This is a genomic window from Acinetobacter sp. P1(2023), from assembly GCF_028367635.1.
In the GTDB taxonomy this organism is placed as follows: domain Bacteria; phylum Pseudomonadota; class Gammaproteobacteria; order Pseudomonadales; family Moraxellaceae; genus Acinetobacter; species Acinetobacter pittii_E.
Genome location: NZ_JAQNDD010000001.1, coordinates 604,216 through 630,131 on the forward strand (window position 1 = coordinate 604,216; position 25,916 = coordinate 630,131).

The following is a 25,916-nucleotide window of genomic DNA, read 5'->3' on the forward strand; positions in this document are numbered from 1 at the left end:
TATAAAAACAAAAAAGCATGTAAAAACATAGAGGGTTTAATGTCGCAACACTGTCTTCAAAACAGCAACAATAACGATTGTTTACTTTTAAAACATTAAACGCTTCTCATCCGCAAATCAATTTGACCTCTAAAACTGTTCTGACTATGATGAAGCCACGAGTTGATATCAACTGGTTTTAAACCTGAAAAAGTTATGCCAGATATGGATAATGCAAAACAACAATCACGAGTAGATATATGTCGCTTTATCATTATTTAGTTTTTTTAGGGGGATTATTATTTGTATCAATTGCCTCTGCTGGATATAAAAGTAATGCACACCGTGATTTTTACTCAAAATGCATCGCAGCTGGACATAGCCGTTCAACCTGTCTGTGTATTTATCATCGTTTAGAACGTCAATACTCCCCTAAGCTCATGCATAAACTTGGAAGTTTAAGCCTTCAAAGTCCTGAAGTACCGCGTGATTTCGTGAAAACCATGATGCGTACCATGCAACAGTGCAGATCATAATTTTTTCATTTTTTAAGCCACATCCAGGCTAACACCCCAGCCATACATAAAATTGCAGGATAGACAAACCACGGATGTGGAATAGTCCAAATCATAAGGCCCGCAGCCAAACTCATGCTCAACGTCGAGATGTATTTTGCTTTTTTTGGAATACGCCGATGTTCTTGCCACTCACGAATGAGTGGACCGATATAACGATGATTTCGAAACCATTGATGAAGTTTTTCAGAGCCACGAGCCGCAAAGAAAACAGCCAAAATTATAAAATCAACGGTGGGTAAACCCGGAATAAAAATACCCAATATGCCAAGCGCAATACACAACCAAGCCAAACCAATAAACACCCACCGCGCCCAAACAGAACGGGCAAGCTTACTGACTGGTTGAGCAGGTGCTAACGACTGCTCATGTTTTACGATTGCATTTACTTGATTGAGTTTGTCCATATCGGGTATTCCCTTTATCCACTTTTTATTATTTCAATTCATCAAGCTGATCAAGCGCCTGACCAAAATATCCAAAGGCATCTAACGCTCCCTGAACGACTCGGTCTTGTTGGGTTTGGTCAAAGCCTGTTTTATCAAGTGCTTGAATAAAACGTTTCCAAACTTTAGCGCGCCCTTCTGGATAGGCAGCTAAATTACGCGCAGCAAACGTTTCAGAAAAACCCAAATGCTTTTGAGCTTCTTTAAATAAAAATGCAGCCCCTAAAGTTGAACCTTCAGACACATAAATCCAGCCTAAAGCTTCGGGTAGTTGTACGTTTTCACTGTGTAATTGCTGTTCGTTAGGTTGAATACCCAAATCATTTAAATCGGCAAGTGCTTGTTTTGAGCGGCCACGAATGTCGAGGTCTGGAATCAGCCCTGCCACACCCTCTTTTTCAAAAAGATGTTCAATTTCACGCTGAAAGTAATATTGAGACAACGTAAATTGCGCGTATTTTTCTTTACTTGAAAATACCTTTGCCTCTGACATTAATTGATGCATACGTTCATGTTCAGCAGCGGTTTCTTGTTTCAAACGTAAAGATAAGCTGTTGCTAATGATTTGTTCTGTAGATGAGTTCATCATCTTTCTCCTGCAAAATGGATATCGTTCATCGGTTAACGGCCCCGATTGAGTTTAAGTTGGACTGGAAAATCCACAACAATAGTCACGGCTCGACCGTTAATTTTGTGGGGTTTAAATCTGGATTTACGTGTAGCTTGCATGACCCGTTCATCAAGGCTTTGAATGCCCGAACTTTGACGTAATTGAATATCGATCGGCTGCCCTTTTTCATTAATGCGAATCCGAAGCTCAACCAAACGATTTTGTTGTTTTAACTCGCGGTCATCATAGTCAAGCCCGCCAAAACTCAGCACATCCACGCTACTCACCTGAACAACGTCATCATGTTCAACTTGAGTACTCGGTGCTTTGGAATATTCTTGCTGCATTGCGGGTGTTTTGACGCCGCCACTTTTGGTTCCGCTATTGGTGTTTTGTGGCAAATGCTCAGTTTGCGTTTGTTCAGGGTCTGTCGAACTCAGTTTTTTATCGTTATGAACCGCTAGCCTTTCTGTACGCTGCAATGGTGGGAGCGAAGTTGAATTGTTTAAAGTCGTTTTTGATTGTATTTGCTGTTTGTCATTTAAAGTATTTTGCACGACCTCTTTAGAGGCAGTTTTTGATGCTAATGTTTGAATATTGGTAGGCGAGTTTTTTGATTCTTCAGGTACTGAAGATACCGAACTGTTTAATGTAGATTTAGGCGTTACACTTTTTTCAGGTTGGCTTTCGATCTTTTCAGCCGATGGCTTTTTAGCAGGTGCCAGCGACACAAAACTTACTTTTAAAGCATCTACTTTTGGCGATGCTTGAAAAGTATAAGGTTCAATTAAATGACTCAGCATCCAGATAACAAATACATGCAGACCAATCACCACAACTACGGTTAAGCACTTATAAAAATGCTTCGGCCCTTGAGGTAAAGGCAACATAACCATTGGCTCATGTGTAGGAAATAAAGATTTTGATTTCATGACTTATTCCCTAAAAACGATGCTCAAGCTTGAGGCTAATGTTGTGTTTATCGTAGGAATAGAGCCAATCGATATTGCTTTTATTATGGTTATAGCGATAGGTTAAATTAGGCGTCATACCATAAAACTCAAAGCGCGGCATTTGCACAACAAAGGTATAATTCTGTTCAAAATCATGACGACGTGCCAAGAAAGTTTCTGCATATTTATCAAACAGACGCCAACGATAAGAACTCAGCAAAGTGGTATTAAATCCAGTGCTCCAAGATTTGCTTAACCCCAACCGCACACCTTGCTGTTGATAGGCAGCCATATATTTCTCTTGGGTCGAATGGTCGACTACGTCTAAACCACTAAAAACGGTCCACTGATTTGGGAGAATTTTCCAGAAAGTAGCAAAAGCTGAACTTTCTACCCCATCTAGGGTTTTATATTTCTGATAATTTAAATCTTTACTCTCAGCCTCAAGCTTGAAGGCTTTATCTGCCGAGATAAAATGCATCCACTCGGCACGCGCGCCCCACGCATTGTAAAGGCCATCATTGCCATAACGTTTATGTTCAAAAAGCGGACTCACCCCAATTTGATTTTTTAAGTCAAAGTAGCTGTAGCCAGCATTAATGTTAACGGTAGATTCATTAAATGCCGCGTGGTCGTTATAGGACTGTCCAAACGCCAGCGCACGTAAAGCCACGCCATGATGCCCCTTAATCGCATAGCGTTTTATAAGACTGGCTTCGTAATCTAAACCCGTTGCCGACTCAGCTTTAGGCGTCCCACGGGTAACTTGCTCAATTGGAATAATATTACCGTTACTATCTTTTCCATAAAGCGTCCATGTTTTACTCTGTTCAGAAGAACTATTTAAATTACTGACATAGGTATAACCCGCTGAAACCGAGCCTTGCCAAGAGTCTCGTTTTTTTAATGCCTGAACAAAAGTATTCACTGTGGTTAAAACTCCAGACGGGATTACCGCAGGATCACTTTGTTTCAGTTTGTCTTGAATGGAAATAAAAAGGCGTGCTGCTTCCTTATTTTTCTGTTGTTCAAACAGCACGCGCGCTAACTCAAGTTCACAAATTAAATTATGAGGTTGTTGTTTTAGGCTGCTTTGAAATTTTTGTTCAGCCAATTTCAGTTGACCCTGAGAACGTGCAACTGCCCCTTCGGCAAAGTCGGTTAAAGCCCGATCGTAGCCAACATATTTCTTATAATGTTTTAAATAAACCGTGGCTTTGAGCCACTGTTTTTGCATGACTGCCAAATATAATGCCTTGGCAAGATCATTCTGGTTTTGTTCAACACTGTATTCTTGTCCATTAATTTGAAGTTTTGGTAATTGCTCGGTACTACGAATGGTTCCCTGCTCATGAAACTTGCGCTGTTCTTGTAAAAGTGTTTGGTCCAAGCTTTGATTGAGACGAAGCTGTGTGTCTTCGTCGGCATATAAAAATGGACAACTCAACAATGTCAGACAGCACAAAAGCGTTCGTTTCATAAAACAATAAACCTGAAGCAACCAAGCAAAAGCCCAAAAAACAAAAGGAATCTACGTGTGTAGATTCCTTTCGCATTCATTAATTTTTAGCACCGCCAAAAGCAGTGTTGTAAGACACGTTATCAAACTGGGCAATACCCGCTAAAGCCGAAGCATTTGCACCGAAGAATTGACCTTGAACCACACCAGAGTTGTCGACACCAGCCGTACCGTTAGCCGTTGCCAAACCTGCAAACGCAGCAGTACCCGGGTTAAATGCCACACCATCTAGGCTTAATGATGAAACAGCGGTACCTGTTCCTGTAAGCGTTCCTTCAAGTGTGCCCGCGCCATAATTTGCCGTGAACGTACCACTTAACAGATTGCTTCCAGAACCGTTAATCCCTGCAACGGTATAAGTTGCAGTACCCGCAGTTGGAACAGTGGTATTGGTGTTATCACCCGCGTAGTAAACGGTATGGCTCGCGCTTGCCGGTGTGTCGCCCGCTTTCCACCATTCACCAAAATAGACTTCCTGTGTGCCCACCTGACCAAAGTTAAAATTACCTAATGCACTGTGTGAAGGTGGCATTGCAGACACTGGAATATGCGAAATATTAAAGGTTTTGCTGCCAACCGTTACATTGGTGTTACTCGTTCCCTGAGCAGCGAAAGCCTGAGCCAAACCTTTTAAAGAACTAAAACCTGTAAAAGCGTTATATGGCGCACCCGCAGCTTGAACCGATACCGCTGACACACCACCCGGATGGCTTGCATTGGCAGCAGCACCAATTTTGATGTTACTTTCATTACTCGAAATACCATCAATACCTGCATAAGCAAATACAGTTGAACAAGCAACAAGACCCAAGAACAATTGAGAGATTTTCATTTGTTGTTACTCCATCTTTTTTAAAACTAAGTTATTGTTTAATTTAAAATAACGATTTCGCTATTTTTAGTTTATTGAGTAGGCCCAGCTGCAAACCTACTCGGTTTTTTGTAAATAATAATCATTCAATCTTATTATTTACCGTTACCTGACTCCCCTTTTATGTATATGTAGAGGGAATCAAATTCTGTTTAAAATTTGGTGGTCCAACTAATTTTCATCGTTCGGCCAGGTGCGGCCATGGCACTACGGGTTAAAGGATCGATATAAAACTGGTTAGAAAGATTACTGCCGACAAATTCAACCGTGTTGTAGTTATCAACCTGATAACGCGCATAGGCATCAAAAATCCACGTGTCATCCCAAGCCAAAGGCACATTGAGGTAATAGCCTTTATTAACGCTAGCATCATTGTTTTTGCGTAGCGGGCTTTCATAAGCTTTATAGAATGTGGCACGTGCACCGAGCTCTAACTTTTCATCAAAAAAGCGTGCGCCAAGCAAACCGTGAAAACTCAGTTCAGGTGTAGCCATAGTTACCAAGTAGCCATTTGGGAAACCGTCATCAACACAACGCTGATACGGTTCACGGAACTCAAGGCCTTGCTCGGTTTGAACCGTACCGCCTAAAATCATTTTGTTAATAGCACTATTGGTATCACACACTTCATTTTTTAAGTTATAGGCCACGCTCAAGTCTGTGAAGAAACCGCCATTATCAAAACGGCTTTGTAGCTCTAGACCTGATAGCTTTTGCTCATCCATATTGGTAAAAATAAGGTTCTGGTCACGCTCAATCACATTTTTGGTTTTATTGTAGTAATAAGCGAGCTTAATGTCGGCATTGCGCGCTGTGCTGAACCAATCACGCATGTCATAGACATAACCCACTTCGTAGTTAAAAGCATGTTCAGGTTTGATTGCTTGATATGGCAACATAGCAGAAAAACCGACAGTGCTTTCAAACAAACTTGGTAAGCGATATTCCTCTGCATAGCGTGCATAGATTCTGCTGTTTGGCGTGAGATGAATTGAGGCGCCTAACTGCGGTGCCCAGCCGCTATCTTTAACTTTGTCGGCCGACTCAACCAGAACTTGGTCTACCACCGACATAAAGTTCCCGCCAGTTACGACGTACTTTTGTCCAGAGGCATTGAGCTGATTTAAAGGATTATCAGCAAGCGACAATTGCCCATTCGCATCTGCTTTCCAGCTCAGCGTATTTTTCTGTGACCAGATCATGTTATACAACGTGCTCTCTGAGGCAGGCACAGTATCGAGCTGCCCATCCCACTCAGGATTTTTTGTGGCATAGCGCTGTTTTAAAACATTGATTAAACGCTGCTGGGTAGAGGTGTAACTCTCAGGCATGGTTTGATATTCAAAGGTATATTCTTTAAGCCTACTTTTTTTGGTAAACAGCGGATTTAAACTCGGGTCAATCTCGCTTTGCAAAGACTTATTTAAAAAGTCATCAACAGCCCAATACGAACGATAACGCATGCCCGTATCAAAACTTAACCAAGATAACGGTCTATAATTAAAGTTAAAGTCGAACGTTTTTTCCTCACGGCGCCCTGCTCGTGGCAGTGCCTGATAGAGCGAATAACTTGGGCCAAATTCACCATATACATCGTCAGATGTTAATTTTTCTTTTAAGAAACTTCCGCCGAGCGTCAAATCAAGCTGGTCTAATAAACGGGTTTTATTACTGACTGTAATACCCTTACGCGTATTGTCAGAATGGCTTATTGCCGTATTAATAATGGTGTTATCTCTAAAATCGATTGTGGTTGGCCACCCACCACGTGTGTATGTCTGGCTTTCGGTGTCGGTTTGCCAAATGTTGGCATAGAAATCAATCCAGCGATTATTCTCAGGCTTAAACTTGTATTCGAGGCTATAGGCTTTAGAGTGAATATTGCTTAAAGGCCACTGCGGAACACCCAAGTCAGGCGTAATGCCCCAAACAATTCGAGATGGCATAATTTCACCAAAAATATTTTTGGTATCTCGGTAGGTCAATTTAAGAGTTTGGCTATCGGTTGGGCGATAGGTCCCTTTTAACAACCACGACTCCATATGACTTGAAGTGTTGGGAACTTCATCACCCGGTTGATAGGCATAGGCAAAGTAAGGAATAAAATCGAGACTGCTGTCTGGTGTCGCTCGTTTATAGTAGCCCGCGCCATGTGTACCCGAAAAATAGTTGCCGCGCTCACGTACTGCGTAGACTGCCAGTAAATCAAATTTATCTTGCTTGGTGGCAATTGCCAGTCGACCCGCCAAGTCGTCGCCCGAAAAATGAGAGTTATCACTTCTGGTACGGTTCTTTTTATAAATATCAGGGTCGTATTTTGACCCATTCATGTCGATCCAAGGCGTTGTGTCATCGTAGTTTTGGCCCACTTTGCTCATGTCTGGCAAAGACGGATCGATTGAGTTGGTTGAGCCTTCTACTTTTAATTCGGCACCAAAAGACTTACCCGGTCGAATAATATCATCGGCCTCTAGCGTTTTAACCACTACGCCACCACCTACAGAAGTTGTGGTATTTCGCTCTAAAGATGGGCCTTTAATGACTTCAATGCCCGCAATGAGATTGGGGTCGATATAGTTTCGGTTGTTTACCCCGTTGTAGCCACGCCATACCGCAATCGACTGTTCAGTGCCATCAATGGTTAAAGGCACACGGCCAACACCCTGCACACCACGTACACTCGGGTCGAGTGCCCCACTGTTGCGAGCATCGCCGCTATAGACTCCCACCATACCTTGTAAAACATCGGCTGGGTTGGTTCCTTTAAAGCGCTCGACATAGTCTTTGCCCGCATAGACCGAAGAGCGATTTGCATCATAAACTTTGTTATAGCCTTCGGTGTCACGGTCTTCTTTGCCATACACCACAATTGGCGTGAGTCGTACCGACGCATCTTCTTCAATTACGGCACTACTTGGCGGCAGGCTAGTGGCCTGAACCTTAGCGGGAGTGACCCGAGGCGTAGTTTTTTTGCTGAGTGTGTAGCCCTGCCCAACTTTTACAGCATTAAATTCGGTTGCTTTTAAAAGCTGCTCAAAACCTTGCTCGACGGCAAAGTTACCTTTTAAGCCTAGGCTATGAAGCCCTTGAAGTTGCTGGGCATCCATTGCAACTGAAGTACCCGATTGTTCAGCAAACTGATTCAGTACGTTAGCAAGACGGCCGGCTGGAATGTTATAGCTTTTAACCCCGGCTGTTTGTGCATAGGCCTGCTGCATAGGCAGCGTAACAAGCCCGCCCATCGACACAGCATGTATAGCAAACGCCAGTGTCGAGAATCGAAAAATCGATCGATTCCGCTTTTGCCCCATTCCCGCTTTTTCCATTTGCCCGCCCCAGTAAATCGTAATAAGAATCATTCAATACAACAAATTAAAATGATCCATATTTATTGCTTCTACTTACTATGACGAACGACTTTCAAAAAAGTGGAACCTAAAATCGAAAATAAATTTAATTTTTTATTATTTTAAAGAAACCATGACCACAAACGGCGTGATTTGCTTAATTTTCAGATCAGGAAAAACTGTAGCCAAAAGCTTAAGCGATTCTGTGGTTTGGTCTAAAGGCAACACCGCATTGACCCGCACATGTTGCAGTGCCGCATCATTAAAAATAATTTTGCCTTTGTAGTTACGGTCTAGCTCTTGTAGCACCTGATTCAGCGGCAAGTTTTCTACCATAAGCTGATGCTTTTGCCATTTTTGTTGTTCATTATAAACATTCAGTGCAGGCAGTTTTTGTACGCCATTTTTGTCCATTTTAATGGCTTGCCCGGCTTCAACAATAGCCTGACGAGTCGCATGCAATTGGGTAGTTTTAACTTGCGTGGCTTCTACTTTTACCTTTGAGTGCAACATGTTAAGTTCAGTTGCCGAAGGGTCATAGGTTACGCTAAAAGCTGTGCCGAGTGCCTGAATTTGACCATGACTGGTTTTGACCAAAAACGGTCTAGCCTTATCTTTGGCAATATCAACATAAATTTGACCTTGCACCAGCTCAACCACTCGCTGGTCAGTTTTAAAATCAAGATTAACTGCGCTTTTACCACGTAAAATTAAACGTGAACCATCTGGCAAGGTTTGCGTAGTCCACTGCCCCGATTGCCCGTGAATGTCTGCCGTCACATAGGCCACGGTGGTGTCAGTTAAATAAAATAACGCCCCACTCATGGCAACAAAAACAACCGCAAAAGCTGTTCCTGCACGTAAATGTTTATAGGCTTTGCCTGAGTTTAGACCAGCTTTAAGGGCAACCTTGGTGACTTTTTTATGTCCGCTGGTTTGGGAAAGTTTTTGAATTGATCCAATACACTGCTCAATATCGGCAGCCACTTGGCGGTGTTGCTTACTGGTTTTTTTCCACTCTTCAAATTTTTGTTTGGCGGTTTTTCGTGAGCTTTCATCATCCGAACTCAGTTGAACAATCCAATGCGCGGCTTCTTCAACGAGCTGATGATGTTTGCTTTTGTCCATAGCCATTTAAATACATGCGTCCATGTCTTGTCGGTTTTGGTAGCACTGAATTAAACAGCTCGCCAAATATTTTTGAATCATTTTGGTCGAAACATTTAAACGCTCGGCAATTTCTTTATGGGTATAGCCTTCGAGGTAATGCAAAATAAAAGCTTGCTGTGCTTTTTCGGAAACCCCTTCGAGTGATTTGCAAAGTTGGTTAATCGCTTGAATAATTTGCATTTGCTCTTCGGGTGAAGCCACCGCATCAAGCATATATTCCATTTGACTCAAGCCATCTAAATAGGCCTGTTCAATGCGTTTACGGCGCACTTGGTCAATCAGCAGGTTTTTAGCAATCGACGTTAAATAGGCACGCGGTTCCTTAATGCCGAATAGCTCGTCACGCGTTTGTAGCAGTTTAATAAATGTGTCCTGAACCAGATCTGCGGCCTGATCAGTATTACCTAATTTTTGTCTCAACCATTGGTGAAGCCAGCTTTGGTGACTTCTATACAACTGATCTACAAGCAAAGAAGTTTTGTTCACAGCAATTGGACTCAAAACAAGGAACCTACAAATGATAATAATTATCATTTAAACAAGTCAAGCAATAATTCAAGTAAAACTTAAATCACTGTTTAATAAATTGAATTAATTGCCTGCTCGCTTTGCTGCACTTCTCTTAAAGCAAATCGGCAAGATTTCTAATTTCTTCCATTACCGCCTTACACGCAGGTGTTAAATAGCCGTGTTTAGAAATAGACAAAGAAATATAGCGCTTGAGTGCGGGGTTAATGATTTTTGCAGCTTGAATTGAAGTGTATTGGCTGGCCTTCTTTAATGCTTGCGGCCCAAGCATGGTGTACATGCGAGACTCGGAAACCAAATGCGTTTGTAAACTAATCGAGTCAGCCTCAAACACAATATTCAGCTCGACCCCATTTTCATAGGCCATGTGGTCTAAAAAGTTTCGCCAATTACTTGGCCTGCAAAACGTGACCAGTGGTAACTGACTTACCTCTTTAAACTCGACTTCACTGGCCTGAGTAAGCATATCTCCTTCGCAGCCGACCAAATAGGTATCGGCTTGGGTAAGGTAAACATCGCCCTGTTTAGGCGTTGGGTTAAACCGATAAAGTATGGCTAAATCGACGCTGCCATCTTCCAGCCATTTTTCTAAATGCACCCCTTGCCCTTCACGCACCGAGAGTTTAATTAAGGGATATTTTTGTTGAAGCACTTTATAGAGGGTCGATAACAACGGATGTGAAGTAGACGGCAAACTGGCAATGCGAACCGTACCAATTGGAGTATCGGTCGAGTGCAAAATTTCATTATTGAGTTGGTCGGTCACGTTCAGCCATGAACGAATTTTAGGAAGTAAATGCTGGCCTAAATCGGTGAGTTCGACACCACGCCCAGTTCGGTTAAACAAACGGCCACCGCATTGCGCCTCAAGTTCGTTCATTTGCCGACTGATTTGCGGTTGGTTGGTGTTATGCAGCATGGCGACTTTGCTTAAGCTACCGAGTTCCACCGCATCTAAAAATATTTTCCATAATTCATAATTCATCGATTCTTCCTAAACCGTCATAGGCAGCATTTTGAGCCATACATTTTCAGTATAACTGAAATTCAAGAATTGGTAATTCCTACATAGCTCATCTATTTCTATACTCCAATCATGTTCTCTACAACACGATTTAAGTCAGATTAAGAACCAGAGAATATTTAATTACACTGTATAGGAAGTACGATTATGAGTTTAGATTTACGTGGATTAACCCCAGCACCTGTGACTCCTTTTACCCGTGACGGACAAGTAGACCATGATGCGATTCAACGTTTAGGTTCATGGTTAGGAAGCATTGATGGTGTGAAAGGCTTGGTTGTTCTTGGGCATGCAGGTGAAGGAACATTCTTGTCACAAAAAGAACAAATGCAGGTCATCGAAAGCTTTGTTAAATCGGTAGATGACAAAATTCCGGTAATCGCAGGTATTACGCTCGAAGGTACTTCGGTTGCAGCAGAAGAAGCAAAACGTGCAGTGAGCGCGGGTGCTTCGGCAGGTTTGATTTACCCTTCACATGGCTGGTTGCGTTTTGGTTATCAAAAAGGTGCACCACAAGACCGCTATAAAGCAATTTATGAAGAAAGCGGTTTGCCATCTATTTTATTCCAATATCCAGATGCAACGAAGGCCACTTACGACCTAGAGACTCTACTCGACATTTCTGCACAGCCAGGCGTGTTTGCCATGAAAAATGGTGTACGTAACATGCGCCGCTGGGATGTTGAAATTCCGATTATTCGCCGTGAACGTCCAGACTTACAGGTGTTGACGTGCCACGATGAATATTTGCTTCACACCATGTTTGATGTAGACGGCGCATTGGTTGGCTACGGCAACATTGCCCCTGAACTGTTAATTGAAATGATTAAAGCAGGTAAAGCTAAAGATTACGCTAAAGCGCGTGCCATTCACGACCAATTATTACCAGTGACTCGCAATGTCTATCACCGTGGTTCACACATGGAAGGTACGGTCGCGCTTAAACATGCATTGGTTGCTCGTGGAATTTTGGACCATGCCACTGTGCGTTCGCCACTGCTTCCACTTGCAGATGGTGCTGAGCAAGAAATTCATGATGCGATGCGTCAAGCCGGAATTGGCAAGGTCGATTTAACCCAAGCCGTTGCTTAAATTCTATTCGGGCTAGCATGTACGCTAGCCTTTTTTTCCTGTACGCTGCCTGAGGCCAAACATCGGGCATGTCTCTTAAAAATAATAATAAAAAGCATGCAAACTGTGGTGAACAGGTAGTGCGAAATAGAACAACAAAACTACGAGGAATGTAGTGATAAGGAGATATAAGATGACAAATCTAGCGGATGTAGAACAAATTAGTCATCATCAAAAAAATGCGGAAATTATTGCAAGACTTGAACGGCTACCCGTCACTGGTCGAATGCAATTTATGCGAATTACCATTGGTATAGCGACCTTTTTTGACGCTTATACTGTTCTAGCAATTGCCTTTGCTCTACCCCAACTCATTACCGAATGGCACCTGACGCCTGCCTACGTCGGTGCGATCATTGCCGCGGGCTATGTCGGGCAACTGGTCGGTGCAATCTTCTTTGGTTCTCTTGCCGAAAAAGTCGGTCGTTTAAAAGTGCTGTCTTTTACCATTTTACTGTTTGTGGCAATGGACATTTCCTGTCTGTTTGCGTGGAGCGGAATGTCGCTGTTAATTTTCCGTTTCTTACAAGGTGTTGGAACTGGCGGTGAAGTGCCTGTTGCGAGTGCCTATATTAACGAGTTTATTGGTGCAGAAAAGCGCGGTAAGTTTTTCTTGCTCTATGAAGTTTTATTCCCACTCGGCCTGATGTTTGCAGGCATGGCAGCATTTTTCCTGATGCCAATTTACGGCTGGAAAGTCATGTTTATTGTGGGCTTAGTTCCATCTTTACTGGTCATTCCTTTACGGTTTTTCTTGCCTGAATCACCACGCTGGCTGGCTTCAAAAGGCCGTTTTAAAGAAGCAGATAAAGTCGTCAAAAGTTTTGAAGACAGTGCCATTAAAAGCGGTAAAACGTTGCCTGAACCTGTGGTTAAAGAAATCAACCCACAAGGCATGGCAAAAACCGACTGGCGCGAGCTGTTCCGTGGCATTTACCGCAAACGTACCTTTACGCTGTGGGGCATGTGGTTTTGCGTATATATGGTGAACAATGCCATGGTGACTTGGTTGCCATCTCTCTACAAACAACACTTTGGCCTGTCGCTTCAAACCAGTTTAGGTTATGGCTGGATTACGTCGGGCGTGGGTGTAATTGCCTCTATTATCTGTGCGTTGATGATTGATAAAGTCGGCCGCCGTCCTTGGTACAGTGCAGCGTTTTTCTTAGCGATCATTCCACTCATGAGCCTCTCGATTTTAGGTGCAAAATCGGCGATGGAAGTTGTGATTTTAGCAACACTGAGCTATGCCATTTTGCAGACCATTTCATTCTCTTTATATCTTTACGCTGCCGAACTGTATCCAACTCGCCTACGTGCGATGGGCATCGGGTTTAGTACCGCTTGGCTACGTGCCGGCTCTGCAATTGGGCCTGTTATGGTCGGTCTGGTTGTCGGTGGTTACGGCATTCAATATGTGTTTAGTGTGCTTGCGGTTGTGGCGCTGATTGGTGGGCTTGTGACCTTCTTGTTTGCCATTGAAACCAAAGGCCAAGTGCTCGAAAAACTCTCTCCTTAATTCATCCATTTCATAAAAAGCTTGCCTAACCCAGCGTTAGGCAAAGGGCTTATTCATGCTTAAAAAAGGAATTTAAAATGAATAAATATTTGCTATGGGGCTGTATTGGTTTAGGCAGTGTGAGCAATGCGTATGCAGAGCTTCCTCAAGAATTTGGCAAGTTAGAATTAAAGCTTAACACCCGTTACTGGAACGATGAAGGCACTGCCCACCCCACGCTTGCCAACCCTTCGCCTTCGTCGAGTGAATATGAACAAAGTGCATTAGGGCTTGAGTTAAATTATCAATCACCGTACATGTGGGACTGGCTTGGAGTAGATGGCTCACTCTATGCAGTCACCAAGTTATTTGACTCTGGCAAACCGAGTGCCCAGCTTTTAGAGGTCGAAAATAACGGCAAGCTTGACCAAAACTTTGCAACTTTAGGTCAGCTCTACATCAAAGCAAAACTGGGAAACAAAGGCGAAATTAAATTAGGCCGCCAGTTACATGACTCGCTGTTGCTTAAAAGCACCAATAACCGCGCGGTGCCAGACACCTTTTCGGGTGCGAACGGTCAGTTTCAACTCAATGATCAGCTACAGACTTACATTGCTTACTATGACCGTTGGAAACCGCGCAGCATGGATAGTTTTGAAAAACTGGTGACTGAAAATGACGAGCGCATTGATTATGTCGGTTTGCTTGGCGCCAAATATCAGTACAAAAACTGGAGCGTGAATGCCGAATATTTAAATAGCAAAGATTATTTAAAAAAGTACGGGGCGATTGCTCAATATAAATTGCCCTTGCATGGCCTTGTATGGACATTCAACACAGGTGCTTTTTTCACGCGTGACGATGGCAAGCTGTTTAAATGTGGTGCCGAAACCGAGTTGGACTGTGTCAAAGGCCAAGACATTAACAACCGTGGCAATGGTTATTTTGTCGATGTAAATGTGGCTAAAAATAATATTGAAGGCGGCATTGCCGTTTCAAAGTTTGATGGTTTTTGGATTGAAGATAACTTTGCCGTGCACTCCGCCCGTAACTCGGTTTTAACGCAAGACCACGGTACCAACCCATTTCCGACCTCTGCGACCATTGGCCCTGACTTTACCAATAATGATGAAACTGCCGTTGCCCTTCGCCTGAAATATAACTGGAAAGACTATGTGAAAGGTTTAAAAACCGAAGCGAAGTATATTTATGGCTTTGGCGCTCACCAAAGTAACATCAGCAGTGATATTGAGGGTAAAGAGCGTTACTTTGACTTTACGGTGAGTTATGCCTTGCCGTGGGTAAAAAACTTAGATGTGCGTTATTCATTTTTACATTATGAGTCAAAGTTTGAAAATGCAAATCTAGTTGAAAAAATAAATGGCATGTCTCGGAAAGATTGGGACCAGCATCGTGTATTTATTAATTATCGTTATACATTTTAAGCACAGGCTAAACGTTTAGTTTAGCTTTACTATTTTTATTAATTTTACGATTTAAATAGATTAACTTTTGAGTTTAATTAAAATATAAATTTATATTTAAAATTTTTATAATATTTTATTTAAATTGAATTGACCTGTTAAAAACTTATGATTATTATGGTCCCGCTGGCCTACATTGCCAGTCGGTTTTGACAGACCGAGTATACAGCGTATCAGGTTTATACTTCCTGAGTATCAGACTTGTGCGCAACCTGCACCTCCCCCTTACCGTTGCGGTAGGACGGGAGGGGGACGCGCTTGCGCGTGCTGGTGTATACCCAGTCTGTCAACCCCTTCTCGTTCTACCACCATAATCAATTGACGGTGATTTTTGGTGGTAGAGCTCCATAAATTTTAAGGAGTTAACCATGACCTTTTTTAAATTAATCCCCTATCCTCTCTCGTAATTTTATTTATTTAAAATTTAGATTTTTTATTATCTAATTTTTTAAATTTATAAATTATTTTTATTTTAAGATTTAAATCATTTTATTTTATTGCTTTTATAGGCGGGTTAACTATTGCCTTTAAAAATGATTTTAAAATTTAAATATAGCGGTTTATTTTTTCTCATTGATATATCCCCAATCATTACGAGAATAATATGAAATTTTATAAAACTATTTTGGTTTTAGGCCTTGTGATCGGCGATTACAGCGTTTCGGGTTGTGACATACGCACGCAGCAGGAGTTTGAAAAAATTTGCCTGTCTGGTGGGCACAGCCAAGCCAGTTGCGACTGTATTTACCAACGGCTTGAACAAGTGTATTCGCCTAAGCTCATGCAACGTCTAGAACATGTCAGTTTGCAAAGTCCAGCTCTCCCACAGGACTTTGCCCCTACTTTTTTTAGTGTGATGCGGCGGTGCGATAAAGACGACATGGGCTAAGCGTTTGGCTTAGCTCCCTTATCTCTGTGTCGCAATGGTAGATGACTTTAAATCAGCGCAAAAAATTAAAGTTCTGTTGTGGCACGGGGGCCTGAATACATTAAGATAAGTAGAGCAATACTCTAATTATTCACCACTATAATTCATTAGAAGATCAAAGTATCCATTTCCGCATAAATCTGTACTTGTAATTGTTCCTCTATCAAGTAATGAATTAAAACATTCACATGATGTTTCTGGTAACAATGCACAATTATGACATGCAGCTAAATTCATACCATTAGGCCCTTGCCCACCATTATTTCCTACTTCTCGACAGATAGGATCTGAACTACACCAATTTGAACTTTCAATTGCTTTTCGAATGATTAACTCAAGAGTTCCTTGCTTAGCCATACGTACCAACCCTCCAAGAGATCCTTCGCTATCTCCCGAAGCCGTATATATAAGTAAACCATACATTTCCATTTCAGGAGCGCTATTGACATATAGTCTTTCTCTTAGAGAAGCAGTACTATAACCACATTCAAAAATAAGCTGATTAATTAACAGATGAGAAAAGGTATGGATCAAAATAAATTCAGGGGTTAACTCTTCTAAATTCTGGAACAGAGTTGAATTACCTAATTTACTACTAAGTTTTCTAAATGATTCATTCTTTTTGAAATTTAATGACCATTTTCTTATTAAGATTGGGTTAAACTCTAAAAAAATGCCTTCACCATATACTTTAACAGCAGGTAACCAATTTGCCTCAGTACTATTAGGTAATCGTAAACACTTTTTATAACTTTCAATTTTACGACTATTCTGCGCTTGGATACGATCAAATCCATATAGGGCATTCGTAACAGTCAACTCTTTAACTTGCGTTACTGCTGAAAAATATTCCCCAAACCATACTTTAAAAGATTCGATAGGTAAAGGCTTAGTTACCAATACTCCATCTTCAGTTTTACGGAAAAATTTTTGATATTCTTGAAATCTATATTCAGCTTCTGTTGTTTTTTGATCAATTTCAAAAGTAGCTTTGTCCTTTTTTTCTAAATATGAACGTATTTCATCATCTGAAAATTCATGATTTAAAGCCATCATAAGAAATTTAATTTTATTATCTATTTCACCACATAAATTTATTAAATTTTTATCATTAATTGATAACTTTTCATAAGCCTCCTCAATTTCTAAATCTTTAGTCTCTCCCTCCAATGGAATTAAAATAGACGACTCTGTTTTAGAAAAATATATATTTGTAGCTTGACGTAAAGCACCAACTAAAGGCATATCACACGGTTCTGAACAATCTTGTCCTAACCAAGGTGAATGCCCAGAACACATAATACCTTTTTCTTGTAGAGTTGAGGTTATAATTCCATTGCTATTTTCAATCTTAAAAATACCTAAAAGAGGAACTGATCTTGACTGGTGAGTTAGACATTTAACTTTTACATCAGCTACCGAAGTACTACCAGTACCAGCTAAAGCTATTTCACAAGATTCACTACAATTTGAATTGTTATGTGAATTTAACCATTGGATCCACGGAAAATCTTGTAAATGACCATTATTACAACAGCTTACGAATCTAGACTGATAAGCTATTGACGTACATTTTGGACATTTAACTTCTTTTTCATCAATCGACGAAACTTTAATAAGTAGCTGACAATAGGTATTACTGCAAATATGCCAATATGGAAAACGAATACCAGGAATAGGAGAATCAACTTTATAGTCTCCATCTAATGTAACTGAGTTGGGAGGTATTCTAAAATGATCCACATTCAATCTTTTAGCTAATCTAGCATCATTAAAAATATACTTATTGATTAATTTTTTATCTAAAGGCTCTGTCATTCCCGATTTTGTAAACCAAAAATCTAAACCACAAGCAATAATAGAAATACCATCTTTATTAACCTGCATAGCTCCAGGGCCAAAAGTATGGATTAGCTGACCTTTTCTTGTCCTTACTTCACTTTTCTTACTCATCATCCCAATCCTCCATATTTAAATGATTTTGTTCATATACATCTGTAATCCATAAACTAGATTCTGCATCTACATTTCTCATACTTGTCGGACAAGGAATTTTATTATCTCTTTTCCCAGCAATTCCCAATGGAAATAATAGATCATTCAGTTTTGGCTCACTATCAATTTTCAATTGTCCCCAATCATTATAAACAACCTTTTTTCTATCCCATTTATCCACAAAACTCTTAAAAAATTTATTAATATCATTATATTCATCTTCACTCATAGTATGCTTTCTTAGTTCAAGGAATCTATTAATCCAGTTTTGTATAACTGCCTTATCAATTTCTCCAGGTCTTGCTTCTAGATGAGAAAATTGTCTTATATTTGCAATAATAATCGCTCCTAATCCTCGTTTTAATGCAGGTCTAGAAAAAGGGGTAACTGTCGAAGGTTCTACTCTTGCGTAAAGTCTTTGATGATATCCACGAAAATCTTCGTAATGGGATTTATCTCGTGGTTTCGAATTATTATAAATACTAACCACTAATCCTGGTCTTTCTTCATTTTTACGTCCAACACGACCAGATACCTGAATATATTGTGCGGTTGTTTTAGGTTGTCCAATAATTGACATTACTGATAATCTATCAATATCAACTCCAACCTCAATAATACTTGAAGCTAAACAAAATGCTTGTACATTACTATTAAGGCATAAACTATAAAACTTCCTAAAATTCTTAGGTAATTTATATTTAGAGTTTTTAATTTTTAGACCTGCACTTATCTTTTCAAAATGGATATAGCTTTCTAAATTAATCTTTTGATTCAACTCAATACAATTAATTAAATGAGAAGTTGATTCTGAAAATTCAGGATTATTTTTTTCTATTTCTTTTAGTTCTAATACTAAAGATTTATAAAATTTAGTGTCCAACTCTAACGTTTCAACTTTTTTCTCTAAAGCTACAATAGCTTTAGGAATTTCATCATCTTTTAAACGACTAGTTAACTCCATGCCCCGTTCTTGAATATTTCTTCTCGGTAAAATCCAACGAGGATAACGCCGTTTTTGTTCTAATAAGTAACTTACTATATCAGACTGGAATAATGTGATTGCACCACCAAGTTCTCGAATACTATTGTAAAAAGAAAGTAATGTTACCCAAGGATCTCTTTCCTCAACTTCTACCCTGTTTGCAGCTAATAATAATGCAGAATGCGTTCTAACTTGGGTTGTTAAAACAGAACCTAATCCTGGAGCACAGACACCAACATATTTACGACCTGGAAGTAATTTACCTTCTTTATCTCTAGCATATCTAGCAAAAAAAGAATCTTCTGCATCAATGCCGGCCGGAGGAAATATACTAATATCCTGGCGACCATAAATACTTTTGATTTGCTCTTGATAACCTTTAGTCGTTGCCGTAGCACAAACTATTTTAGGCTTAGTGAAAGAACCATCTAAACTATCCGAGCAAAGCTCTTCAATAAGAGGTTCATAGAGAGCAACCATAGAACCCAATGGACCTGAAATAAGGTGCAATTCATCTTGAATAATTAATTGCGGTGGTAAAGAAAATCTCCTTCCTTTTTCATTTATGCCAAAAATACTTCTAATTTTTGGTTGCCAAGCTAGCATTGCAAACTTATCCACAGTTGCTATAACAATGGAAGGACGTTCAAAATAGATATCTTCATCAATTAAAAAAATTGGAATCTTTTGGCTAAACTTACAGTTTTGATCAACGCAGGAAAATATAATCGTCTCACTATGTCTATCTACTTTATAGCCAACCACAGTTTTGCGATGATTTTGAGTGGAAACAATACCTAGCTGAGTTGCACAGTAAGGGCATCGATCTAATAAGAAAGGGTTATTATATGTTTTACCAGCCTCAACCCCATTTTTTAATTTTCTAAAAGCTTTTAATGCATTATCTCTCGTATTAGGAGTATTCTTTCCCCCTACCCATAGACCAATACTAAAAGCTTTTCCTGGTAGATTTTCTTCTTGTCTAATGACTTCAAGACAACAAATTAAAGTGGCCGCTCTCTGTAATTGTTGTGCTGTAAGAAGTCTTAATGTATACCTCATTAATACTTGCACACCATCGGCATTTTCTCCATCTTTAATTCGTCCTAAAATTAAGGTAAATGCTGCTAATGCTAGATATGCCTCGGTTTTCCCTCCCCCTGTTGGAAACCAAATAAGATCCACTTTGTCATGGTCTGCATGTGATTTATCAATAGCACCTTGAATACACATTAATAAAAAACCAATCTGAAACGGTCTCCAAATTCCTTTTATATTTATATTTGACATATAAGGAGTTTCAACAACAGGGTAACCTTTGTTAAAGCTTATAGTTCTAATTGTTTTAGGAGCATGTTTTTGCTGCTCCAACATCGCCTTATTAGTTAATTTGAATGCCCTTTGTACATCCATATTATTACAAATTAATAAATAACCAGCCTTAATTCTTTCTAACGTAAGTTTACAATTTTGAATATGTTCATGTGCCCTAATTTTTAGATTACTATCTAGAATCGTTTCATCAATCAATTCTGTATTTTTTCTAATCCATTTTTCATACGCTTCTATCATGGATTGTAACTGATAATCACCTTCTCCTTGTAAAGTGAAAGCAGCTAATGCAGCCATTGAAATTTCAAGCTTACCATTATCTTCGGTTATAACCTCAGATGAAATACTTGGTGTTTCAAAAGTAGGAAGCGCCTCTGTATACACTGAGTTCACACCATCAACTTCACAATAAGCTGGAATATCCCAATTACAGGCTACACCATGCCCTTTACCAAAGACCGGAGCCTTTCTATATAATAGCTGATTACTTACATCTTCTTGAGTTTCATTTATAGCTTCAGGATAAGGTAAAATAGCTTTTTTCCCACCTTCAGAAACACTAACTCTTAACTGAGTTTGAAAAAAACTATGTTTATTTTTAGCAATAAAGGTAGTGCTGGAAGGCGAACGATTTACTAATGCTACTGTAATTAAAAGTTTGTCTTTGTAATTTCTAACAATACCTTCAATATAAAAATTTTTTAACAATTCTTCAGAAGAATCTCCAGACTCTACAAAAAGATTAAACTTAAAAATACTTTCTAACTCATTTATTTTTTTATTAAAAGATATTAAAACTGGTTTTCTATACCACCACTTATCAATATTTTTTTTAATTTCATATTGGACTTCAAAATCTTTATAAAATGCACCTGAAATAATAAATTCTAATTGATTTGATTGATTAGGGTCTAATAAAAATGATAAGCCTACACTAGAAGGAAATCTAGTATTAGCAAGGGATATATCAAAATCATCACTATCACTAGATATCGTTTTTTTATCAAAACTTAATTTTTTCGAATAATGTTCAATATCCTCAGGTATAAAATCATCTATATTATTATCTTCTATTTGATTCGATGAAATTTGATCATTTATTAAATCTCTATCACTGTCTGCTGGATATATGACCCCTACACCATATCTTTGTACTGGATACACTTTAAGTATCTCTTCTTTACTATGTTTAGTTATAAAAGGTGTATCATTCTTTATTAAAATCCTTGAACCACTTTGTACATCTAATTCTTCCCCATAGCTACAAGGCCCTAATAATTCTTCTTGCAAAGTTTTAAATATTATTTGATCTCTTACAAAAGCACCATTGATCATGACTTATTTCCTTTTAAATATGAAAGTAAAGTATTTTGAACACTTTTATGAAAAAGATAGTGAACTGAATCGGTTGCTCGGCTAGCACCCGTAAAAAGTAAATTTTTAGCCTCAATTGTTTCAATCTCATCAAAATCAGTCAGAATAATTACTGGAGCTTCTAACCCTTTAAATTTATAAATTGATGTATATCTCAAACAATCTAGATCAAAATCATAAATACTTGCCTTCAACTGACTAATATTCTGATGCACTAAACTCTTAAATTCAGCACTCTTAGAAAGAATGACGATATCAGAATACTTAAAGCCTTCCCTTACACAATTCTGAATAATATTTTTCAACTTATTCATCTGCTCAACTTCATTCGAATAAATATAGAATTTTGAATCCAATATAGGAGAAGATTTTCGAAGATAACTTAAATAAGGAGAATCAATTGCAATAAGATTTAAGTTATGACGTACTGACAACTCAATATTTCTACAATTTTTTTTTAGTTTAAAGTGAACAAAGTCAGGGTTTCTCTTTTTTAATAAAATTAAAAAATCATTTTCTAATAATTTTTTAGTATAAATATTTTGATGAATAAAATCTCCAAAAAAATACCAACAACCCTGTGTAATTCCTTTTTTTAATAACAAATCAAGACAATCAAGCCAGAGATCATTTCCTATAATATCTTGTGCTTCATCTACAATTAATAAGTCATATATTGAGTCTAAAGATTTTTCAAGTATTCTAGTATAAGCAATTTCTGGTAAAGTTTCAGTCCAATATTTATTATCATTTTCATCTATCGTATAATTATTAATATTATAACTCTTCATTAAAGCATGAAAAGTAGTAATATTAATATTTTTCCAACTTATTAGTTTTCTCTTTAAAAAATCTCCTAACAACTTATTCATACATACAAATAATATCTCTTTTCCTTCTTTCGCAGCACGAATAGCAGATTCTATAGCAATAAATGTTTTACCAGTTCCTGGAGCCCCACTAAATAATACACGCGAATGGTCAGCCAAGGAATCTATAGCATCATACTGTTCTGATGTAAATTTTAGAAGTTCCTTATCAATAATTGAATTATAGCTTTCAGCTAACATAATAGGTTCAATATTAGGTCGTAAAATTTTGATTAGTCTTAAAATATCACTAGCATTAGGACGATTAGAATTTAAAGACAACCATTTTAAGGATTCTTTATTAAATGCTTCTTCCCGGTATTTTTTTATCCTTGCCTCCAATAAAGTAGAAAGTTTATTTTCTCTATATTCTTTACAAGATATAAAATTATTTCTATTAATTTCGATACTTTTTGGTTGAATTTCACAATGTGTAAATATTACCAAAGGGAATATCGGAATTGTTTTTAAATACGGATCATTATTTGCAATAAATTTTTGTACACTAAACATTGCTGTGTTCAACTGCACAAAAGGACTTAGTGAGCCATTTATATCATTTTTACCTAAATACCATATACCATCTTGAAATTTAATAGTACGATGCGCTTTAATTTCGATAGCTAATATTCCATATTGAGGAATAATTACAAGGAAGTCCAACTCACCCATTAATCTATTTTGATGATGTGCAATATTTAATGAGTGCATAACCACCCAATTATTGATATTTTTATCAGTAGAAATTCTTTCAAAAAAATCTCTTTCACCTGGACTTATATTATCTGAGTAAAAAACTCTGGGAATCATTTTTGGCATTATATTATCAACCTAAAGCAATAATTGAAAAAGTTATTCCCTCAATGTTAAAATACCCCTCTAAATTTTCAAAAGTATTAATCTTATTCAGATAATCTAAAATAAGTTCTTGTCCGACTACTTTCCTTTCATGACCATCACTTATTGAATCTCCTCTAATTTTTCGTGCCATTTCTAAAAATCTATCTACTTCCTTTTTATCACTTATTCCTGCAAATAAAAGTACTGCTTTATAATCTTCTATACATCTTGGAGCTATAGTATCCCGACTATACCAGTTTTTAACATTTTGTAATGTAGCCTTTATTGAACCAAGTTTTTTTAATTCAGTTACCAGTTTATCTAAATTAGAATATTCCCTTAAAGGTTTTTTCCACTTTTCCATAATTATATTTTTTGCTTGTTTTAAATTTTCTGATGTTAAATTAGAGGTATCAATATCTTTTATAATATATTTAACACAACGAACTTGTTCCTCATTATCAAATACAAGTATTTCAACATTATTATCATTCAAAATTGTTATATATTGCTTATTATATTCTAAATTATGAGTAACACCGAATTTATCATTAAACTCAATATAATATAAAGGTCTATCTGAACAATTATAAAAATCTTCTGAAAAAATTAATTTTTCTGTAAAATCTTTTTTTAAAATAAACTTACTATTAAAATCACCACACGCCTCAATATTTATCAATGAACCATAAATAAATTCAAATTCTTCACATGCAACTTCAATAGAACTATTATCAGGTGCTTTAAAATTTATTTTTGATTCTTTTTGCTTAAAAGAAAAGTCCGGTTGTATAAAAAATAAATTTTCAGTGATAGGTTGCACTATAATTTCATAAATCCATGAAATAGGGAAAAAAGTTATTATAGGAATATCGAAGTATTTTTCGCGAATTTGATTTTTAAAAACTGGTTGCAAAAAACCCAATAAATCATTATTTTCTAGCAATTTCACAATATATTTCCATTGTTTTTCATTTTCTACCAATAGTCCATATTTATCAAAAGAATTAAGTAGAACTAAATTCTCCAAACACTCAGCTATTATAATTTTTGGTTTAATATATAAAATTACTTTATATATTATTTTTGCACTTTCGATTAAATCTGATCTACAAAGATATTTTTTACATAGACTTCTTATTTCTTCAATCTCTTGTTCTAGGATTTCTTTCCCTATAATATAATAGTTTATTACTTTTTTTATTCTCTTTAAAATACTACTTATCTCATATTCTTCATGAGTAAGATTTATTATTTTATATATTTCATTAAAAAACAAAGATAAAGGTTCATAGTGATAAGGAACAAAATTAAATTTTACTTGATCAAAATCTAAAAAAAAATGACTCATTTATTTTTCTCCTTCATTATAGTCCCAGTAAATATTGCTTTATTTCCTATACCATTTTTTCTAAGTTCTTCCCCTACTTCATCAATTCCTAGATAGGTCAAATTATTCTCTGCATAAAGGTCATTGACTTCTATCGTCAAGTCATCAAAATTGCTAGTATAAGGCGACAAAATTATTAAAAAATTTCCTTCATTAATATCTTTCGGTACATTATTTATCCAAATCTGCTCTTCAAAATTTTTCATATTAATACTGTAAGGGTTTTGAATATTAAAATTTTCTAAATATTTTCCCTCTCCTCCTGTGTTAATAATATTTGCCATAGATAAATCAGGTGAAAAATCAATTCCTAGTGGAATATTTAACCAATAATCAATATTTGATTTACACTTTTTCCCTACTATAACGGGAAATAGAGAGTTTGATAGATTACTTAAATTTTTTAAATGTATATTACGCTTTCCTAGCCATTCGTGTTCTTTTTGATTAGGAAAAACCTTTCCAACAGATTCAATAAAAGAAGTTTTTTTCGCTATTCTTACTGGCGCAACATTAGAATTTTCACGCTTTTTATGCCGCCTAAAATAATAGAATTTCTCATTATCAAAGTATACAGTCTCATCAATTACTGCATGAAAATATCCCTTACTTAAGTCTTCTTCTGGCAGTAAAATACAGGTTCCTGTAGAAAAAGGTGGTACAATTTCTATTTTTGCCCCATGACAAGCTATTAATGCTGTTAAATATGGTGTCTTAGACACAAGTGCTACACACTTAAAATTTTTCTTTATAAATAGTTGCTCTGAAAGATTATAAATCAATCTATATTGCTTAGGTAATTTGTTCAAATCCATGCGAATTTAATAGTATTAAAAGTATAGAAAATTTAGTCGTATAACATATCACTTTCCCAGTCTACCATATTATAAATATTTATAAAATTTTATACGCAATTATCTATAACTAACATATCTAATTTTATATTTAGCAATGAACTGAAATTACCTAAATTTCTAATCTTTTCCGTAGAAAACTAGTAGAAATAAGTTTAGTGACTATTGCCTACTTGACAAGACCTGGTATCATTCAACTGTTTTGACAAGTAAG

Annotated in this window: 19 protein-coding genes; 5 read left to right on the forward strand and 14 right to left on the reverse strand. The window is 37.6% G+C overall.

All coding sequences use genetic code 11. From position 1 onward, the window contains the following. Window positions 1–239 precede the first annotated feature (239 nt). Window positions 240–515, forward strand: a complete 276-nt coding sequence (locus POD11_RS02780; RefSeq protein ID WP_151766819.1) for a hypothetical protein — start codon at window positions 240–242, stop codon at window positions 513–515. 5 nt (window positions 516–520) lie between these two features. Here POD11_RS02780 and POD11_RS02785 read toward each other — a convergent pair whose 3' ends face one another. The 9 genes from POD11_RS02785 to POD11_RS02825 form a co-directional block, all read right to left on the reverse strand. After that, window positions 521–961: a YbaN family protein gene (locus POD11_RS02785; protein ID WP_144733168.1), complete on the reverse strand. Its 441-nt coding sequence runs from the start codon at window positions 959–961 to the stop codon at window positions 521–523. 28 nt (window positions 962–989) lie between these two features. Then, on the reverse strand, window positions 990–1,589 hold the full coding sequence (locus POD11_RS02790; protein ID WP_174765210.1) for a biliverdin-producing heme oxygenase: 600 nt from the start codon (window positions 1,587–1,589) through the stop codon (window positions 990–992). Window positions 1,590–1,621: 32 nt separating this feature from the next. Beyond that, window positions 1,622–2,542 carry an energy transducer TonB gene (locus POD11_RS02795; RefSeq protein WP_174765211.1) on the reverse strand — a complete coding sequence of 307 codons (921 nt, stop codon included), beginning with the start codon at window positions 2,540–2,542 and terminating at the stop codon, window positions 1,622–1,624. Window positions 2,543–2,552: 10 nt separating this feature from the next. Then, window positions 2,553–4,043, reverse strand: coding sequence for a surface lipoprotein assembly modifier (locus POD11_RS02800; protein WP_442866957.1), 1,491 nt, complete (start codon window positions 4,041–4,043; stop codon window positions 2,553–2,555). 79 nt (window positions 4,044–4,122) lie between these two features. Continuing rightward, on the reverse strand, window positions 4,123–4,914 hold the full coding sequence (locus POD11_RS02805) for a Slam-dependent surface lipoprotein (RefSeq protein WP_262456233.1): 792 nt from the start codon (window positions 4,912–4,914) through the stop codon (window positions 4,123–4,125). A 191-nt stretch (window positions 4,915–5,105) separates the two neighbouring features. After that, window positions 5,106–8,279: a TonB-dependent receptor domain-containing protein gene (locus tag POD11_RS02810; RefSeq protein ID WP_316249932.1), complete on the reverse strand. Its 3,174-nt coding sequence runs from the start codon at window positions 8,277–8,279 to the stop codon at window positions 5,106–5,108. A gap of 138 nt (window positions 8,280–8,417) precedes the next feature. Next, complete coding sequence (locus POD11_RS02815; RefSeq protein ID WP_262456234.1) at window positions 8,418–9,434, reverse strand: FecR family protein; 1,017 nt, start codon at window positions 9,432–9,434, stop codon at window positions 8,418–8,420. Beyond that, entirely contained in the window at window positions 9,435–9,956 is a 522-nt protein-coding gene (locus tag POD11_RS02820) for a sigma-70 family RNA polymerase sigma factor (RefSeq protein ID WP_262451825.1), read from the reverse strand. Between the two features lie 136 nt (window positions 9,957–10,092). Further along, window positions 10,093–10,983, reverse strand: a complete 891-nt coding sequence (locus POD11_RS02825; protein ID WP_262456235.1) for a LysR family transcriptional regulator — start codon at window positions 10,981–10,983, stop codon at window positions 10,093–10,095. A 186-nt stretch (window positions 10,984–11,169) separates the two neighbouring features. On the opposite strand from POD11_RS02825, the gene POD11_RS02830 reads away from it, so the two are divergent. The 4 genes from POD11_RS02830 (at window position 11,170) to POD11_RS02845 (ending at window position 16,024) form a co-directional block, all read left to right on the forward strand. Next, a complete protein-coding gene (locus POD11_RS02830) occupies window positions 11,170–12,114 on the forward strand; it encodes a dihydrodipicolinate synthase family protein (RefSeq protein ID WP_000050874.1) in 945 nt (314 codons plus the stop codon). A 172-nt stretch (window positions 12,115–12,286) separates the two neighbouring features. Continuing rightward, window positions 12,287–13,672 (forward strand): MFS transporter, encoded by a 1,386-nt coding sequence (locus tag POD11_RS02835; RefSeq protein ID WP_057104986.1) that lies wholly within the window; start codon window positions 12,287–12,289, stop codon window positions 13,670–13,672. Between the two features lie 77 nt (window positions 13,673–13,749). Further along, window positions 13,750–15,096 carry an OprD family porin gene (locus tag POD11_RS02840; protein ID WP_262456236.1) on the forward strand — a complete coding sequence of 449 codons (1,347 nt, stop codon included), beginning with the start codon at window positions 13,750–13,752 and terminating at the stop codon, window positions 15,094–15,096. 643 nt (window positions 15,097–15,739) lie between these two features. After that, window positions 15,740–16,024 carry a hypothetical protein gene (locus POD11_RS02845; RefSeq protein WP_262456238.1) on the forward strand — a complete coding sequence of 95 codons (285 nt, stop codon included), beginning with the start codon at window positions 15,740–15,742 and terminating at the stop codon, window positions 16,022–16,024. A gap of 126 nt (window positions 16,025–16,150) precedes the next feature. On the opposite strand, the gene drmB is transcribed toward POD11_RS02845, so the two are convergent. Genes drmB through POD11_RS02870 form a run of 5 tightly spaced genes read right to left on the reverse strand, consistent with a single transcriptional unit; the run spans window position 16,151 to window position 25,570 of the window. Further along, complete coding sequence (gene drmB / locus POD11_RS02850; protein ID WP_065712530.1) at window positions 16,151–18,016, reverse strand: DUF1998 domain-containing protein; 1,866 nt, start codon at window positions 18,014–18,016, stop codon at window positions 16,151–16,153. Further along, a complete protein-coding gene (locus tag POD11_RS02855; RefSeq protein ID WP_262456239.1) occupies window positions 18,009–21,710 on the reverse strand; it encodes a helicase-related protein in 3,702 nt (1,233 codons plus the stop codon). The genes drmB and POD11_RS02855 overlap by 8 nt, the downstream gene beginning before the upstream one ends. Then, on the reverse strand, window positions 21,707–23,437 hold the full coding sequence (locus tag POD11_RS02860; protein WP_262456240.1) for a nuclease-related domain-containing DEAD/DEAH box helicase: 1,731 nt from the start codon (window positions 23,435–23,437) through the stop codon (window positions 21,707–21,709). Before POD11_RS02860 ends, POD11_RS02855 begins: the two co-directional genes overlap by 4 nt. 7 nt (window positions 23,438–23,444) lie before the next feature. Continuing rightward, window positions 23,445–24,809 (reverse strand): hypothetical protein, encoded by a 1,365-nt coding sequence (locus POD11_RS02865; RefSeq protein WP_262456241.1) that lies wholly within the window; start codon window positions 24,807–24,809, stop codon window positions 23,445–23,447. Then, window positions 24,806–25,570: a hypothetical protein gene (locus POD11_RS02870; protein ID WP_262456242.1), complete on the reverse strand. Its 765-nt coding sequence runs from the start codon at window positions 25,568–25,570 to the stop codon at window positions 24,806–24,808. Before POD11_RS02870 ends, POD11_RS02865 begins: the two co-directional genes overlap by 4 nt. Window positions 25,571–25,916: the final 346 nt, after the last annotated feature.

Excerpts from the sequence above, each read along its gene's own strand:
- POD11_RS02865 (WP_262456241.1), bottom strand. The coding sequence starts at position 24,809 with ATGAGTCATTTTTTTTTAGATTTTGATCAAGTAAAATTTAATTTTGTT.
- POD11_RS02800 (WP_442866957.1), bottom strand. The coding sequence starts at position 4,043 with ATGAAACGAACGCTTTTGTGCTGTCTGACATTGTTGAGTTGTCCATTT.
- POD11_RS02825 (WP_262456235.1), bottom strand. The coding sequence starts at position 10,983 with ATGAATTATGAATTATGGAAAATATTTTTAGATGCGGTGGAACTCGGT.
- POD11_RS02830 (WP_000050874.1), top strand. The coding sequence starts at position 11,170 with ATGAGTTTAGATTTACGTGGATTAACCCCAGCACCTGTGACTCCTTTT.
- POD11_RS02860 (WP_262456240.1), bottom strand. The coding sequence starts at position 23,437 with ATGCCAAAAATGATTCCCAGAGTTTTTTACTCAGATAATATAAGTCCA.
- POD11_RS02840 (WP_262456236.1), top strand. The coding sequence starts at position 13,750 with ATGAATAAATATTTGCTATGGGGCTGTATTGGTTTAGGCAGTGTGAGC.
- POD11_RS02785 (WP_144733168.1), bottom strand. The coding sequence starts at position 961 with ATGGACAAACTCAATCAAGTAAATGCAATCGTAAAACATGAGCAGTCG.
- POD11_RS02810 (WP_316249932.1), bottom strand. The coding sequence starts at position 8,279 with ATGGAAAAAGCGGGAATGGGGCAAAAGCGGAATCGATCGATTTTTCGA.
- POD11_RS02815 (WP_262456234.1), bottom strand. The coding sequence starts at position 9,434 with ATGGCTATGGACAAAAGCAAACATCATCAGCTCGTTGAAGAAGCCGCG.
- POD11_RS02845 (WP_262456238.1), top strand. The coding sequence starts at position 15,740 with ATGAAATTTTATAAAACTATTTTGGTTTTAGGCCTTGTGATCGGCGAT.
- POD11_RS02805 (WP_262456233.1), bottom strand. The coding sequence starts at position 4,914 with ATGAAAATCTCTCAATTGTTCTTGGGTCTTGTTGCTTGTTCAACTGTA.
- POD11_RS02855 (WP_262456239.1), bottom strand. The coding sequence starts at position 21,710 with ATGATCAATGGTGCTTTTGTAAGAGATCAAATAATATTTAAAACTTTG.
- POD11_RS02780 (WP_151766819.1), top strand. The coding sequence starts at position 240 with ATGTCGCTTTATCATTATTTAGTTTTTTTAGGGGGATTATTATTTGTA.
- POD11_RS02795 (WP_174765211.1), bottom strand. The coding sequence starts at position 2,542 with ATGAAATCAAAATCTTTATTTCCTACACATGAGCCAATGGTTATGTTG.
- POD11_RS02790 (WP_174765210.1), bottom strand. The coding sequence starts at position 1,589 with ATGATGAACTCATCTACAGAACAAATCATTAGCAACAGCTTATCTTTA.
- drmB (WP_065712530.1), bottom strand. The coding sequence starts at position 18,016 with ATGAGTAAGAAAAGTGAAGTAAGGACAAGAAAAGGTCAGCTAATCCAT.
- POD11_RS02835 (WP_057104986.1), top strand. The coding sequence starts at position 12,287 with ATGACAAATCTAGCGGATGTAGAACAAATTAGTCATCATCAAAAAAAT.